Annotated in this window: 13 protein-coding genes; 6 read left to right on the top strand and 7 right to left on the bottom strand. The window is 71.1% G+C overall.

Annotated features, from left to right (window positions below):
• Positions 1 to 51 precede the first annotated feature (51 nt).
• Positions 52 to 834 (top strand): rhomboid family intramembrane serine protease, encoded by a 783-nt coding sequence (locus ACYVAK_RS10850; RefSeq protein ID WP_461060833.1) that lies wholly within the window; start codon positions 52 to 54, stop codon positions 832 to 834.
• A gap of 3 nt (positions 835 to 837) precedes the next feature.
• Here the strand turns inward: ACYVAK_RS10850 and ACYVAK_RS10845 are convergent, their stop codons facing one another.
• From ACYVAK_RS10845 to ACYVAK_RS10825, 5 genes are all read right to left on the bottom strand, one after another.
• Positions 838 to 2,094, bottom strand: a complete 1,257-nt coding sequence (locus tag ACYVAK_RS10845) for an ABC transporter permease (protein ID WP_461060831.1) — start codon at positions 2,092 to 2,094, stop codon at positions 838 to 840.
• Positions 2,091 to 3,317, bottom strand: a complete 1,227-nt coding sequence (locus ACYVAK_RS10840; protein WP_461060829.1) for an efflux RND transporter periplasmic adaptor subunit — start codon at positions 3,315 to 3,317, stop codon at positions 2,091 to 2,093. The genes ACYVAK_RS10845 and ACYVAK_RS10840 overlap by 4 nt, the downstream gene beginning before the upstream one ends.
• Positions 3,314 to 5,242 carry an HlyD family efflux transporter periplasmic adaptor subunit gene (locus ACYVAK_RS10835; protein WP_461060827.1) on the bottom strand — a complete coding sequence of 643 codons (1,929 nt, stop codon included), beginning with the start codon at positions 5,240 to 5,242 and terminating at the stop codon, positions 3,314 to 3,316. The genes ACYVAK_RS10840 and ACYVAK_RS10835 overlap by 4 nt, the downstream gene beginning before the upstream one ends.
• Positions 5,226 to 5,903 carry an ABC transporter ATP-binding protein gene (locus tag ACYVAK_RS10830; RefSeq protein WP_461060825.1) on the bottom strand — a complete coding sequence of 226 codons (678 nt, stop codon included), beginning with the start codon at positions 5,901 to 5,903 and terminating at the stop codon, positions 5,226 to 5,228. The genes ACYVAK_RS10835 and ACYVAK_RS10830 overlap by 17 nt, the downstream gene beginning before the upstream one ends.
• A 303-nt stretch (positions 5,904 to 6,206) precedes the next feature.
• Positions 6,207 to 6,647, bottom strand: a complete 441-nt coding sequence (locus ACYVAK_RS10825) for an Lrp/AsnC family transcriptional regulator (protein WP_461060823.1) — start codon at positions 6,645 to 6,647, stop codon at positions 6,207 to 6,209.
• Positions 6,648 to 6,783: 136 nt separating this feature from the next.
• Between ACYVAK_RS10825 and phhA the strand changes: the two genes are divergently transcribed.
• The 5 genes from phhA to ACYVAK_RS10800 all read left to right on the top strand — a co-directional run bounded on the left by phhA (position 6,784) and on the right by ACYVAK_RS10800 (position 12,168).
• A complete protein-coding gene (gene phhA / locus ACYVAK_RS10820) occupies positions 6,784 to 7,674 on the top strand; it encodes a phenylalanine 4-monooxygenase (RefSeq protein WP_461060821.1) in 891 nt (296 codons plus the stop codon).
• A 68-nt stretch (positions 7,675 to 7,742) separates the two neighbouring features.
• Positions 7,743 to 8,423, top strand: coding sequence for a methylamine utilization protein (locus tag ACYVAK_RS10815; RefSeq protein ID WP_461060819.1), 681 nt, complete (start codon positions 7,743 to 7,745; stop codon positions 8,421 to 8,423).
• Positions 8,416 to 10,806, top strand: a complete 2,391-nt coding sequence (locus tag ACYVAK_RS10810) for a putative bifunctional diguanylate cyclase/phosphodiesterase (protein ID WP_461060817.1) — start codon at positions 8,416 to 8,418, stop codon at positions 10,804 to 10,806. The genes ACYVAK_RS10815 and ACYVAK_RS10810 overlap by 8 nt, the downstream gene beginning before the upstream one ends.
• A gap of 32 nt (positions 10,807 to 10,838) precedes the next feature.
• Positions 10,839 to 11,702 carry a DUF3034 family protein gene (locus tag ACYVAK_RS10805; RefSeq protein WP_461060815.1) on the top strand — a complete coding sequence of 288 codons (864 nt, stop codon included), beginning with the start codon at positions 10,839 to 10,841 and terminating at the stop codon, positions 11,700 to 11,702.
• A 46-nt stretch (positions 11,703 to 11,748) separates the two neighbouring features.
• A complete protein-coding gene (locus tag ACYVAK_RS10800) occupies positions 11,749 to 12,168 on the top strand; it encodes a group I truncated hemoglobin (RefSeq protein ID WP_461060813.1) in 420 nt (139 codons plus the stop codon).
• A gap of 22 nt (positions 12,169 to 12,190) precedes the next feature.
• On the opposite strand, the gene mnmE is transcribed toward ACYVAK_RS10800, so the two are convergent.
• Positions 12,191 to 13,579, bottom strand: coding sequence for a tRNA uridine-5-carboxymethylaminomethyl(34) synthesis GTPase MnmE (gene mnmE / locus ACYVAK_RS10795; protein WP_461060811.1), 1,389 nt, complete (start codon positions 13,577 to 13,579; stop codon positions 12,191 to 12,193).
• Between the two features lie 101 nt (positions 13,580 to 13,680).
• Positions 13,681 to 15,441 carry a membrane protein insertase YidC gene (yidC, locus tag ACYVAK_RS10790; protein WP_461060809.1) on the bottom strand — a complete coding sequence of 587 codons (1,761 nt, stop codon included), beginning with the start codon at positions 15,439 to 15,441 and terminating at the stop codon, positions 13,681 to 13,683.
• Between the last annotated feature and the right edge of the window lie 4 nt (positions 15,442 to 15,445).

Raw genomic sequence — 15,445 nt, 5'->3', positions numbered from 1 at the left:
GCGGTCGCTTGTGGTCGCGACGAATGGCCCCATCTGCCCGTGATGGAAACGATGTCGACGAGCTTCGACCCGACCGCCCATTCCCGGGCACAGAGCGCCCGCGTTCGCCGCAGCCTGTTCCGCTGGACGGCCTTCGTCGCGGCACTGGGCATGGTGCACGTGGCCACGATCGCCTGGCCCGCGCTGTCGGACTGGGGCGTGGTGCCGCTCACGCTGGCGGGGCTGGTGGGGCTGCTGAGCGCGCCGCTGCTGCACGCGGACTGGGGCCACCTGTTCTCGAACGCGCTCGGCCTCGTCGTGCTCGGCACCCTGGTCGGGACCGTCTATCCCCGATCGGCCTCGCGGATCGTGCTGGCCGTCTGGGTGGGCGCGGGCCTGTTCACCTGGTTCATCGGCCGGCCATCCAACCACCTCGGTGCCTCGGGCCTCGTGCACGGCCTGTTCTTCGCCCTGTTCACCTTGGCGTTGCTGCGCCGCGACCGCCCGGCGGTGGTGGCGGCCATGGTCGCGATGATGCTGTTCGGCGGCATGCTGCTCACGGTGCTGCCGCACGAGTGGCGCATCAGCTGGGAGATGCACGCCGGTGGCGCGCTGGCCGGCGTGATCGCGGCCTTCGTCTGGCGCCATCGCGACCCGCCGCCGCCGCGCCGTCTCTACTCGTGGGAAATCGAGGAGCAGCAGGCCGAGGCCTTGGCGGAGGCCAAGGCCCTCGACGAGGCGACCCTCGAACCGGAACGTCCGCGCGAGGTGCCGGTGCTGTGGGTGCGACCCGAGCGGCCGGACGACCGCGGCACCGTGCTGCCGTTCCGCCGGCCGGACGACCGCGGCGGCTGAAGCTCAGTCGGTCCGCAGGGCGGCGATGGGGTCGAGCTGGGCGGCCTGCCGCGCCGGATACACGCCGAAGCCCAAGCCGACCACCGTGCAGGCCAGCACGGCGCCCAGCACCGGCAGCGGCGCCCAGGCCACCTGCCAGCCGGCCAAGGCGGCGATCGCGTAGGCCAGCAGCGCGCCGAACACGAGGCCGAGCACCGCACCCGCCGCGCAGATCGCGGCCGCTTCGCGCAGGAAGCGCGCCACGATGTCCTCCTGGCGCGCGCCCAGCGCGCGGAGCAGGCCGATCTCGCGGCGCCGCTCCAGCACGTTGGCGAGCATGATGTTCATGATCCCGATGCCACCCACCAGCAACGACACTGCCGCGATCGCGCCCATCACCACGCGGAAGATGCGCTGCGTCTGCTGGTGCTGGCGGAACAGCTGCGCCGGCACGACCAGGCGGAAATCGTTGGCACCCGCATGACGCTCGCGCAGCAGGGCCGAGAGCGTGCGCGCGCCGGCTTCGATGCCTTCCGGCGATTCGAGGCGCACCAGCAGGCGGTCGAGCTCGTCCTGGAGCGGCGGGCTCGCGAAGCGCGTCAGCGCGGTGGAGAGCGGCACGTAGACCCGGTTGGTCTCGAGGCCGAGCTGTACGCCCTCGAAGGCCTCGGCGGACAGGTCGCGATCGACGAGCACGCCCACCACCTCGAGCCACACGTGGTTGACCTTCACCAGTTGGCCGACGGCGTCGCCCTCCGGGAACAGGGTGCGCGCGGCCTGGTGCCCGAGCACCGCCACCGCGCCGATGCGGCGCTCGTCGGCCTCCTCCAGCGCACGGCCATGGGCGACCTCCAGCGAGGACAGGGCGAAGAACGAGGGCGTCACGCCCACGGCCTGCGCGTCGGACGCCGCATGGTCGCTGGCCACCGCGTCGGTACGCAGCCGCTTCTCCGCGGCGCTGGCCTGGGCGCCCGGCACCACGGCCAGCGCCGCGGCCGCGTCGGCACGCGTGAGCCCGAGGCTGCGCTCGCGCAGCTCGCGCAGCGCGGTTTCGTCCGTCGGCGCGCTGGACTCGACGACGAGGTTGTTGAGGCCCAGGCCTTCCACGAGACGCAGGGCCTCGCGGCGACTGCCCTCGCCCACGGCCTGCATGGCGACGATGGCCCCGACGCCGAACACGAGGCCGAGGAGGGTGAGGCCGCTGCGCAGCTTGCGTCGCGACAGCTCATCGAAAGCCTCGCGCCAGCCCAGTCGATCCAACAGCATCTCGCGACGGATCACGGCGCGGCCTCCGCGGTCGGCCCGGCCTCGGGCTCGGCCAACACGACGGCATCGCCGGCCGCGAGGCCCTCGAGCACCTCCGAGCGCGCCGGCCCGCGCACCCCCAAGGTCACCGGTCGGGACTGCACGCCACCGTCCACCCAGACGCGCACCGTGGTCTGCCCGCCTTCGCTGCGCACGGCGAGGTTGGGCACGCTCAACGCCGACTCGGCCGACTTCAATCGCACGCGGGCCTGGAACGCCTGTCCCGGCACCCACGCGTGGCGCGCCCCCACGTCGGTCGGCACCGCGACCTTGAAGGCGAGGTACTTGATCGGGCTGTTGCGGGACGTCGCCCGCGGCGCGCTGGCGAGCCAGCGGATCGGCGCCTCGAAGGCCTCTTCCGGCCGGCCGGCGGGATGCAGCAGAACGTTCTGCCCGACGGCCAGCACCTGGGCCTCGATCTGCGGCAGGCTCAGTTCGACTTCGAGGCTGCGGCTGTCCGGCAGCGTCGCGAGGTCGTTGCTCGCCCACATCTGCGCGCCGATCTGCGGCTTCTCGCCGCCCCAGTTGGTGGCGAGCACGAACACGCCATCGTGCGGCGCCCGCAGCTCCAGCGCGCCCAGGTCGGCTTCGCGCGTCCGCACGCCCATCGCCACGGTGTCGCGCTGCGCCGAGAGCACCTGCAGCTCGGCACCGCCACGCGCCGCGCTCTGGTCCTTGCGCCAGTCGAGCACCTCGCGCTTCTCGCCGAGGTAGCGCTCGTCAGCCACCGCGTCGAGCACCACGTTGCGGGCAATGGCGGCGAAATCGGCTTGCGCGTAGCGCGAAGCGATGGCGAGCTGGCTCTGCACCTGGGCGATGTCGACGTCGAGACGGCCCGCGCCGATCTCGAGCTCCGCCTTCTTGGAGGCTTGCGACAGTGCATTGCGCTCGAGGTTCAGCAGGGCTTTGTCGAGCTCGAGCTGTGTCTGCTCGGCACCGAAGCGCGCCACCACGTCGCCGGCCTTCACCGGGCTGCCGTCGGGCACCGTCCACACCAGCTGGCGCTGTGCCCAGTTCTGGCCCGGCACCACGAGCTTGGTGGCCGTCGCCGCCTTGAGCTCGCCCGAGGCCTCGATCCACAGGTCGAGCGGCGCGGGCTGCAGCACTTCGAGCGCGGGCGCCGCGTCAGGCGCGTCGCCGCAGGCGGTAAGCGCGACGAGGGCGGCCAGCCACGCGGCCAGAGGACGGGGGCGGGTCATCGGCGGGACTCCGCCGCCTCGAGCTCGACGCCCACGGCTTGGCCCGGACGCAAGCCCGCGGTATCGCCCTCGAGCGAGAGTTCGACGTCAATCACCGGAATCGGCTGTCGCCGCGACTTGTTGCGCACGGCGGTGCCGATGCGGGTGACCCGCGCGTCGATCTGCCGGCCGGCGCCGCCTTCGACGCGCACGCGCGCCTTGGCGCCGACCGCAAGGCGGAGAAGTTCGCGCTCCGGCGCGGTGGCACGCACCAGCAGGGTCGCGGGGTCGGGGATCTCTGCGACCGCTTGGCCGACGAAGACCTGGCTTCCGACCTCGAAGCGTTCGCCACGCCAGCCGGTCCGCAGGACGAGGATGCCGTCGCGCGGAGCCTTGACCTGCAGGGCGATGGCCGCGCGACCCAGCGTCGCCACTTCGGTTTCGAGCTGGGCCAACTCGGCTTCGACCAGCACGCGCTCGGCGGCGCGCTGGGCGCGGCCCGCGGCGTAGCGCTGCTCGAACAGCGCGTCGCGCTGCTCGGCGCGCCGGCGGTCAACGACGAGTTTGCGGTATTCAACCGAGCGCAGCAGCTCGGCGGGCTGACCGGCCTTGCGCTCGGCCTTGATGCGTTCGGCGCGCTGCTCCTCGAGCGTCAGCGCCTCCGTGCGCTCGCGCTCGGCGAGGTCGAGCAGCAGGCGCTCGCGCTCGCTGCGCTTCTCCCGGCGCTTGCTCTCGGCCTCCTGGAGGCGACGCTGCACGTCCGCGCCATCAAAGGCGACGACGACGTCGCCGGCCTTCACCCGCGAACCGTCCGCGGCCATCTGCGTCACCTGGTACTGCCACTGGTTCTCGATCGCGGGCGGCGCGATGGCGTCGCTGCGGGCCGCGGCGATCTCGCCCTCGAGGCGCAACGTGCCGGACGCCCGCGTGGCCGCCCCGGTGGCGACCCGCACGGGGCCGGTCGTCGCGCCCCCGGCCTCGATGCGCGCGCTCATGCCGGGCTTCAAGGGCAGCCCCTCGGCGACGTCGAGCGTGACGTCGATGGTGAAGTAGCGGCCGCTACCCCATTCGGCCTTGGGCTCGGGCGCCCCGGCGATACTGGCGATGCGGCCGGGCAGCACCCGGCCCGGCACGGCATCGAAGCGCACCTGGACGGTTTGGCCCAACTCAAGTCCGGGCCGGTCCACCTCGAGGGCCCACGCGCGCACGGCCAGCTCGCCCGCCCCCACCACCTCGCCGATGGCCATGCCGGAGTTCGCCGATGCACCCACCTCGAAGCGCTGGCCGCTCCATGGATGGAAACCGAACACCGCAGTACCGGCCCGTGTCGCGCGCTGTTCTGCCCGGGCGATCTGCCGCTCGGCAAAGGCGAGATCGGCCTCGAGCTGCGCCATCTCCAGCGCACCATCGCGCGCGCGGCGCTGCACCGCCGCCTCGGCGCTGGCCAGCTCCTGCCGCTTCAGAACGATCTCGCGCCGCGCACGCTCCGCCTCGCCCTGGAATCGGTCGTAGTCGATGCGGGCGAGGTAGTCCGGCGGGATCGCCGCATCCACCTCGGCCTTGGCGAGTGCCGCCTCGGCGTCGACCAGCGCCAGCGCGGCGTCGACGCGGCGCACGTCGAGCTCGGCGCGCTCCTTGTCGACGCGGGCCCTGGCCAGCGCGATCTGCGTCTTCAACGCATTGATCTGCGCGGTGGCCGCTCCCGGATCGATGCGCACGAGGACGTCGCCCGGCTTCACGGCGCTGCCGTCCACGGCGAGCTGCCGCAGGACCACGGGGGACGTGTTCGACATCGGCGCGTAGATGGTTTCGGCATCCGTCGAACGCACCACCCCGCTCAGCACGGTGCGGCGGGCGCCATCCGCGGGATCGGCCTGCGCGAGCGCGGGGGCGGCCTGCAGCACGGCAGCCATCACCGCGGCCAAGCATCTAGCGACGTTCGTCATGGTCCACCTTGCCGTCCTTCATGCGCACCTGCCGCGGCAGACTGGCGGCGAGTGCCATGTCGTGGGTCACCATCACGACCGTCTGCCCCGCGGCGTGGAGTTCATGCAGCAGCGCGAGGATGTCGGCCGCGCTCTTCGAATCGAGGTTGCCGGTGGGCTCGTCGGCGAGCAGCAGGGCCGGGTCGAGCACCAGCGAGCGGGCGATGGCGGCGCGCTGCATCTGCCCGCCGGAGAGTTCGGAAGGCCGATGCGCCATCCGGGCGCCGAGCCCGACGCGCTCCAGGAGTTCGCGGGCGCGCACCTCGACATCGTGGGCGAAGGGCGTGCGCGAGAAGCGCATCGGCAACAGCACGTTCTCGAGCACCGTCAGCCGCGGCATCAGGTGGAAGCTCTGGAAGACGAAGCCGATGCGGCGGTTGCGCAGGTCGCTGAGCTGGCCGTCGTCGAGGCCGGCCACGTCGGTGCCTTCGAGCCGGTAGTGGCCGGCATCGGGGCGGTCGAGGCAGCCCAGCACGTTGAGCAGGGTCGACTTGCCGGAGCCGGAGGGCCCGGTGACGCCGACGAATTCGCCGCGGTCGATGGTGAGATCGACGCCGTCCAGGGCGTTCACCGTCTGCCCGCCGGTGCGGTACCGGCGCGCGATGTCCTTGAGTTCGATCATTCCGGGGGAGGATGCGCGGCGAGCCGTGATGGTCGCAGCGGGGCTGGGGGGCGAGGGGTGCCAGAAGTCATGACTCGTCCCGGCAGACCCGCGGGGTTCTTCAACGAGGAGGCGGAGCCGGAAAGAAGTTCCAAGTCTCAACTCGCTCATGTGTCGCGGCCGAGGCCTGGGTTCAGTCGTCGACGTCGTCCTCGGCGTTGATTCGCATGACAACGCCCTTTGCGTCGTGCCACCGCAGTGTGGCAGCCCGACGCCTGCCCGTCGTTGCGTACGAAGATCCAGGGACCCTCACGGTCTTGCGCCTCACTTCACCGCGCGCAACACGAAGCTCGAGTTGACGTCGGCCACCTGCCCACCGGCCAGCAGGCGGTCGAGCAGGAAACGCGAGAAGTGCTCGAGGTCCTGCACCCGCACTTCGATCAAGTAGTCCATGTCACCGGTCAGCGCGTGGCAGCGCTCGACTTCATCCCACGCTTGGATGCTCTCGGCGAAACGGGCGATGTCGGCCGCGCCGTGGCTCTTCAGCTGCACGCGCACGAACGCGCGCAGGTGCAGGCCGAGCTTCGCGGGGTCCACCTCCGCGCGGTAGCCGGTGATGACGCCGTCAGCCTCGAGGCGCTGCACACGGCGCAGGCAGGCGGAGGGCGAAAGGTTGACGCGTTCGGCGAGCTCGACGTTGCTCAGCCGGCCTTCGGCCTGCAGGGCGCGCAATAGCGCGAGGTCGGTGCGGTCGAGCGTGGCCATATGCATTCTTGTTCCATTTACCCGGAAACCGGCGCACGATTATTGCGACATCTTTCGCCATTACTGCAACTTCGCAAGCCTGTTGCGCCCCCTCGACGCGACAATGGCGAGGTCTCTTTTCGGCCACCCACCCGCCATGAACGCCCAGCCCCGCCGCGTCGAACACCTGCAGACCGACAAGGGCAGCGTGCCGGTCTACACCACGGCGGTGATCGAGCAGCCCTGGTCGAGCTACAGCGCCACCGACCATGCGGTCTGGACGCAGCTGTTCCGCCGCCAGCGCGAGCTGCTGGTCGGCCGCGCCGACGAGGAGTTCCTGCGCACGCAAGATGCGATGGGCATGGGCGAGGACCGCATCCCGAAGTTCGACGAGCTCAACCGCATGCTGCGCGCCCGCACCGGCTGGGAGCTGATCGGTGTCGAGGGCCTGCTGCCGGAGCTGACGTTCTTCGAACACCTCGCGGCGCGGCGCTTCCCGGTCACCTGGTGGATCCGCACGCCCGAGCAGCTCGACTACCTCTCCGAGCCCGACCTGTTCCACGACCTGTTCGGCCACGTGCCGTTGTTGATGAACCCGGTGTTCGCCGACTACCTCCAGGCCTACGGGCAAGGCGGCGTGCGCGCCCATGGCTTCGGCACCGAGGCGCTCGCCCAGCTGACGCGACTGTACTGGTACACGGTGGAATTCGGCCTGATCAACACGGCTGCCGGACTGCGCATCTACGGCGCCGGCATCCTCAGCTCGAAGGGCGAGTCGGTGTACTGCCTGGACTCGGCGGCACCGAACCGCATCGGCTTCGAGCTCGAGCGGATCATGCGCACGCGCTTCCGCATCGACACCTTCCAGAAGACCTACTTCGTCATCGACAGTTACGAGCAGCTGATGGAAGCCACCCGCCCGGACTTCGCGCCGATCTACGCACGGCTGGCCGGCCAGGACACGCTGCCCGCCGGCCTCGTGCTGGATCGCGACCGGGTGTTCACGCGCGGCAGCGGTGAAGGCTGGTCAAACGACGGCGACGTCTGACGCCGCGCCCATCGCCTGGCGTGCAGCGATGGGTATGATCCGGAGACCTTGGTGACCGGAGTCCCGGCATGGTCGTGGGTGTCCGCCTCGTTCCCTCCGCGCCGGCCGTGGCGTGCGCACTGCTGCTCGGCCTGCTGCCCGCAGCGCTGAGTGCCGCCCTCCGGGTCGACGTCCGCAGCGGCGGGCAGCCGGTGGCCTCGGCCGTCGTCACGCTGACGCCGATCGGCCGCGCGGCCGCGGTCGTACCGGTCGACGCGGTGATGGACCAGGTCAACAGCGAGTTCCAACCTCGCGTACTGGTGGTGACGAAGGGGTCGCGGGTCCGGTTCCCGAACAGCGACACGATCAGGCACCAGGTGTACTCCTTCTCGGCCGCCAAGCGCTTCGAGCTGCCGCTGTACACCGGCACACCGCCGGAGCCCGTGGTTTTCGATCGCGCGGGCGTGGTCACGCTCGGCTGCAACATCCACGACTGGATGAAGGGTTATGTGGTCATCCTCGACACGCCGTACCACGCCGTCACCGGGGCCGACGGACGGGTGACGCTCGACGCGCCGGACGGCGCCTACCTGCTCACCGCGTGGCACGAGCGCCTGCCCGCCCTCGACGCGGCGCCCAAGGTGTCGATCACGCTGCCAATGGCCGGGCCCACGACCCTCGACCTGCCCTTGGCGCCGCCGCCGCCGCCGCGCGGCACCGACCGCCTGCGCGCCTTGCAGGACAAGTTCCGCAATCCGCCACGTGACTGACGCACCCGCCGCCGCCGCACCAAGGGCCGGGCTGCGCTTCGGGACCAAGCTCGTGCTCATCCTCGCCGGGCTGGTGTTGATGCTGCAGCTGGCCGGGTGGCTGACGGTGCAGGTCGCCGTGCGCAGCGGCGTCGACCAGCAGCTGATGGACGGGCTGGAGGTCGGCGCACGCGTGTGGGAACGCCTGGACGATGCACGACAACGCCAGCTGCTCGAGCGCGTGTTCGTGCTGGCCGACGATTTCGGCTTCAAGCAGGCCATCGCCACGCAGGACGGCCCGACGCTGGAATCGATGCTCGACAGCGCGGCGGGGCGCATCGACGCGCCCTTCGCGATGGTCCTCGCCCCCGACGGCCGCCTGCTGGCCCAGCGCATGCCCGACGGGGCCTTGATCCCGCAGGCCGGCATCGCGGCGCGGCTCGCCACGGCCCGCGAGCAGGGCTTCGCCTCCGGCGTGGTCGCGCTCGGCGAGCAGCCGGTGCGCTATGCCCTGGTCCCGGTCTTCGCCCCGGACCTCGTCGGCTGGATGGGTTTGGGCCAGGCGTTCGGCAGCGACGAAGCCGAACAGATCGGTGCGGTCGCGGGCGTCGAGGCCAGCGTGCTGGTTCGCCGGGGTCCGGCATGGCGCGTGGCGGAGGGGACCTGGGCGGCGACGGGCGAGGAGGCGGCGTTGCTCGCCACCGCCGTACCGCGCCTGCTGCTGCACGACGTCGACAGCGACATCGACCCGGCCATGGCGCTGCGCCTGTCCGCGGAGCAGGGCACGCCGGTCTACCTCGTCCTTCAAGCGTCGCGCGAGCGTGCCATGCAGCCGTATGCCGGGCTGCAGGCCCAGGTGCTCTCGCTGTCGTTCGGCGCGACCGCCCTCGCCATCGTCGCCGCATTTGCCATCGGGCGGCGGGTCAGCGGGCCGGTGGGCGCGCTTGCGCGCGCGGCCGAGCGCATCCGCGGCGGCGATTACGCGACGCGCTTGGCGGTGACGGGCACCGACGAGTTCGCGACGCTCGCCGAGGCCTTCAACGCCATGCAGGAAGGCATCGCCGAACGCGAGCAGCGGATCGTCCACCAGGCCGGTCATGACGCACTGACCGGCTTGCCCAACCGCGAACGCGCGCTCGGCCTGCTGCACGAACGGCTGCGCGACCCGCTGCTCGTCGAGGGCGCGCTGGCCATGGTCGACCTCCGGCGCTTCCACGAAGTGAACGATCTGCTCGGCCATCGGCACGGCGACCTCGCGCTCGCGGAGGTGGCCCGCCGCCTGCGGGACAGCGTGGGGGCCGATGACCTCGTGGCGCGTCTCGGCGGCGACGAGTTCCTCATCGCGCTCTGGGGCGCCGATGCGTCGTCCGCCGCGTCCCGCGCCGAGGTCGTGGTGGCCGCACTCGTCGCGCCGATGGACGTGGATGGCGCACCGCTGCGTCTCGAGGCCACGCTCGGGCTGGTGCCATTCCGTCGCCACGAGGACACCAGCCTACCCGACGCGCGCACGCTGTTCCGTCGCGTCGAGATCGCCGGCGATCTCGCGAAGCGCGAGGGCCAAGCCGTCGCCCTGTATCGGGAAGGCATGGACGAGCAGCACCTGCGTCAGCTCGCCATCGTCGGTGAGCTCCGGGGAGCGATCGACGGCAACCAGTTCAGCCTGCACTACCAGCCGAAGGTGGACGTCGCGACGCGGGCCGTGCGCCATGCCGAGGCGCTCCTCCGCTGGACGCATCCGACGCTCGGGCGGATCGGGCCCGACGAGTTCATCCCACTCGCCGAGCGCGCCGGCCTGGTGGGCGTGCTGACGCGCTGGGTGGTGGATCGCGCCTTCGCGGACATGGCGGACTGGCGGGCCAGGGGCATCGACGTCGGCGTGGCGATCAATCTCTCCGCGATCGACCTCGCCGATCCCGAGCTGCCGGGTGCGGTGCTGGAACGTGTGCGCCACCACGGCATCCCCCCGACGCAGGTCATCGTCGAAGTCACCGAGAGCGCTGTTCTGGCCGATCTCGATCGCGCCATCGCCTCGCTCAACCTGCTTCGCGCCGACGGCCTGCGGGTCTCGGTGGACGATTTCGGGACGGGGCAGAGCTCGTTGGGCCAGCTCAAGCACCTGCCCGCCGACGAACTCAAGATCGACAAGAGCTTCGTCCTGCAGCTCGCGCCCGGCAGCGAGGACGAACGGATCGTGCAATCCATCGTCCAGCTCGGCCATGCGCTGGGCCTCAAGGTCGTCGCCGAGGGGCTGGAGACCGAGGCCGGCCTCGACGTACTCGCGCGATTGCGGTGCGACGTGGCGCAGGGCTACCACTTCAGCCGACCCTTGCCCGTGGAGGCACTCACCACATGGATCCTCGCCCACCAACAGCGCGTCCGCGTCGCCGCGGGCGATCACGCATGACCGTCGCGGCGCGGGGCGCTACCGCCTTGTTGATGCTGGCGACCGCCCCTTTCGCGGCGGCGACGCCGTCGGAGCTTGCGACGCGCGACGCCGTCGGACATGCGGGGCGCCTGCTTGCCACCGGTGGCGCCAGCATGATCGAAGGCAGCGCCGGCGGCGGCATCGTCCCTTGGGCGGTCATCGCGGGCTACGGCAGCGAGGACCAATGGGGCGGTGCCGCGTTCGCGACGCGCGTCGAGGTGCGCGACTACGCACTCACCAGCCACGGCGTGGCGCTCGGCTGGCGCAACCGGATCGAGGTCGGGGTCGCTAGGCAGCGCTTCGCACTGCCGACCTTGGCCGACGCGCTGTCCTTGCCGACGCGCCACTTCCGCCAGGACATCATCCACGCGAAGTGGCGGATCACCGGCGACCTTGTCTACACGGCGATGCCGCAGATCACGCTCGGCGCCCAGCACAAGACCCAGCATGATTTCCTCGTGCCGTCGCTGGTCGGCGCGCGGGACGACTCGGACCTCGACGTCTACCTTTCGGCCAGCAAACTGTTCCTGGGCGCCGCCGCCGGGCGCCACGTCTTGGTCAACGGCACGCTGCGCCGCACCCGCGCCAACCAGACCGGGCTGCTCGGCTTCGGCGGCGACCGCGACGACGGCCACTCGCTGGTCGGCGAAGCGAGCGCCGCGGTGCTCCTCGACCCGCGCTGGGTGGTGGGCGTCGAGTACCGGCAGAAGCCGGACAACCTCGGCTTCGCGCGCGAGGACGATTGGAAGGACGTGTTCGTCGGCTGGTTCCCGAACAAGCGCGTCGCGATCGTCGCCGCTTGGGCGGATCTCGGCCGCATCGCCACACTCGAAAACCAGGAGGGCTGGTATGTCTCGCTGCAACTCAGCCACTGAGACTGGGGCGGGCGGCCACCGTCCTTCGACCCCGCGCTCGGGCGCGGTGCTCGTCGCGATCGCCCTTTCGTTGCTGCTCGGCGGCTGCGTCAGCGCGCCGACGAGACAGGGCGCCACGCTGTACGAGCGCCTCGGCGGCGAGGCCGGGGTCGCGGCGATCACCGAGGGCTTGCTCGCGCGCAGCGCCGATGACCCGCGCATCCGCGACGACTTCGCCGAGGCCGATATCGTCAACCTTTACGAACGCCTCGTCGAACACCTTTGCGCGCTCACGGGCGGGCCGTGCACCTACGGCGGTCGTGACATGAAGGCGGCCCATGCGGGCCTGGGGCTCACCGAGGCCGACTTCAATGCGCTGGTCGAGAACCTGGTCGACGCGATGGCCGAACGCGGCGTGCCGATCGCGACGCAGAACGAGCTGCTTGCCATCCTCGCGCCGATGCGCGGCGAGGTGATCCGGCAGTAGGGCGAAACGCGCCCATACCGGCCTACTTGCCGATGCAAAAGCTGCTGAAGATGCGTCCGAGCAGGGCGTCGCTGCTGATCCGCCCGGTGATCTCGCCCAGCGCATCTTGCGCCATGCGAAGGTCTTCCGCGGCCAGTTCGCCCTGACGCACGCGCAGCTGCGCCGCCGCATCCGCCAGATGCACGCCCGCGCGGACGATGGCGTCGACGTGTCGTGCGCGCGCCGAGAATGCTCCCAGGGCCTCGGCAGCACCGCCCGTTCCGGCCGCGTCGCGCAAGGCCGTGCGCAACCGGTCGAGCCCGACGCCTCGCGGGGTGTCGATCCAGAGGTGACGGCCGTCGTCGCGGTGCTCCTCGCGGTCCGCCACACGGGTGAGGTCCGCATGGGTGTGCAGCCACAGGATCGCGGGACGTGACGCCGGGTGGCGGTCGAGCGTCGTCGTCGGCACGGCGAGCTCATCGCGGAGGCGCGCCATCGCGGCATCGGCGTCGCGGTCATCCAGCACCGCCAGCACGAGGTCGGCTTTCGCCACTTCGGCGCGTGCCCGACGGATACCTTCGGCTTCGACGATGTCCCGGGTCTCGCGCAGGCCGGCGGTGTCGACCAACGTCAGTTCGACCCCATCGATGCGCACCACCTCACGCAGTACGTCGCGGGTAGTGCCGGCGATCGGCGTGACGATGGCGCGCTCCGCGCCGGCCAGGGCGTTCATCAGTGCGCTCTTGCCGGCGTTCGGCGCACCGACGATCACCACATGCAGGCCGTCGACGAGGCGCACGCCACGCGCCGCATCGCGATGCAGTGCGGCGTGCAACGCTTCGACGCGGGCGAGGCGCGCGGCCAGTTCGGGGGCGGCGAGGAAGTCGATCTCCTCCTCGGGAAAGTCGATGGCCGCTTCCACGTGCACGCGCAGCAGGGTCAGCGCTTCCACCAGTTCGTCGACGCGCGCGCTGAACACACCGTCGAGCGAACGCCTCGCGGCCCGCAGGGCCGCATCCGACGACGCGGCGATCAGGTCGGCGACCGCTTCGGCCTGCGCGAGATCGAGCTTTCCTTCGAGGAAGGCGCGCTCGCTGAACTCGCCGGGCCGCGCGGTGCGGGCACCCAGCGCGAGGCAGCGCGCCACGAGCTGCGCCAGCAGGCGCGGGTTGCCATGGCCCTGCAACTCGACGACGTCCTCGCCGGTGAAGCTGCGCGGCGCGTCGAAGGCGATCACCAGGCCATCGTCGATCACCTCGCCGTCCGCATCGCGGAAGCGCGCGTAGCGGGCCTGCCGAGCGACGAGCGGCCGATCCGTCGCGCAGAGCGCTTGGGCGATGGCCTTCGCCCGCGGACCCGACAGGCGCACGATCCCGATGCCCGCGGGGCCGTTGGCAGTGGCCGCGGCCACGATGGTGTCGCGTTCAGTCATGGGGGAAGCCTAGCGCGGCAGGACCCGGGGCGAACGGGAGACGGATGCGACGAGGCCCGCTTGCGCGGGCCCCGTCGTCGATCGTTTCGCGGCGTCCCGGCTCACTTCGCCTTGGCGACGGCGGGACCGGTCGGGCCACCGTAGCGCTTGGTCATCCACCACTGCTGGGCCAGGCCGAGCACGCCGTTGGTGAGCCAGTAGAGCACCAAGCCCGACGGGAAGAAGGCGAACATCACGCCGAAGATCACCGGCATCCACTGCAGGACCTTCTTCTGCATCGGGTCCATGCCCGGGCTGGGGGTCAGCTTCTGCGTGGCCCACATCACGGCGAGGTTCAGCGCCGGCAGGATGAACAGCGGATCGGGCGCGGTGAGATTGTCGATCCACAGCATCCACGGCGCCTGGCGCAGTTCCACCGACTCCAGCAACACCCAGTACAACGCGAGGAAGATCGGGATCGGCACCAGCATCGGCAGGCAGCCGCCCAGCGGATTGATCTTCTCCTTCTGGTACAGCTCCATCATCGCCTGGTTGAACTTCATGCGGTCTTCGCCGTACCGCTCCTTGAGCTGCTCGATGCGCGGCGCGACGGCGCGCATGCGGGCCATGCTCTGGTACTGCTTCGCCGACACCGGGTAAAGCAGCAGCTTGATGATCACGACGATGCCGATGATCGCCCAGCCCCAGTTGCCGAACAGGCCGTGCAACCAGTTCAGCACCCAGAACAGCGGCTGGGCGAGGAAGCTGAAGATGCCGTAGTCGAGCGACAGCGGCAGCGAGGGATGCACCTGCGCCATCGGGTCCTGCAACTTCGGGCCCACCCACAGGGTGAGCTCGACGCGGTCGCTGCCGTCCGGTGGGACGGTCACGGCCTGACCGACGCTGCGCGCGGCGAAGCGGCCGCCGTCGACCGCATGCAGCGAGAACACCTGGGGCTGGTCCTTCGGCGGCACCCAGGCCGACACGAAGTGGTGCTGCAGCATCGCGATCCAACCGTTGGTGACGGTCTTGTTGAGCGAGCCGTCCTCGACGAAGTCCTCGAACTTGCGCTTCTCGAAGTGGTCGTCCTGGCTGTACCAAGCGGCCCCGACAAAGCTGAAGCTCTCCGGGTTGGTGAACATCGCCGTCTTGGCCGGCGGCGGCGGCGGCACGCGCAGCAGCTGCTGGTAGAGGTTGCCGGTGAACGCGGCAGAGCCTTCATTGACCAGCTCGTGGCGCACGCCGATGGCGTAGCTGCCACGGCTGAAGGTGTAGACCTTGCGCACGGTCAGGCCGCTGGCGGCGTCGCGCCAGACCATGGGCAGCTCGATCGTGTCCACGCCGTCGGCGAGCGTGAGCGACGTCGCGGGCGTCTCGAAGGCGTAAGGCGCATCGGCGCCCGGGGCGGTGGCGGTGCTCAGCCAGCCGGTCTGCGCGATCTCGAAGCGCGAAGGCTCGCGATCGAACAGGATCACGTTGCCCTTGTCGGGGTTTTCCTGGTCCAGCGGGTAGTCGCGCAGCTCGGCGAACACGAGGGTGCCGCCGGTCGACTCGACGCGCAGGCGCAGCACGTCGGTCAGGACCTCGACGCTGGCGGCCGACGCGTCGGCGGTCGGCGCGGCGACGCCCGGGGCCGGGACGGCCTGGGGGGCGTCGGCCACGCTGGGCAGGCCGGCCGTCATCGGGGTCGGCGCGGCCGCAGTCGGCGTGCCCGGAGCATCCGCGAGGCTGGGGAGCCCGGCGCTGCCCGCATCCGCGACCAGCGGCGCGACCGACGCCGATGGCGAGGTCGTCGGTGCGGTGCTAAAGCGGGTCCACTCGAAAGCCAGGAGGATCGCGACGGCGACCCAGGCGAACAACAGGAAAGCGCGGTTCTGGTTCATGCGT

Source organism: Silanimonas algicola, assembly GCF_054777375.1.
This window is presented reverse-complemented; position numbering and strand designations above follow the sequence as displayed.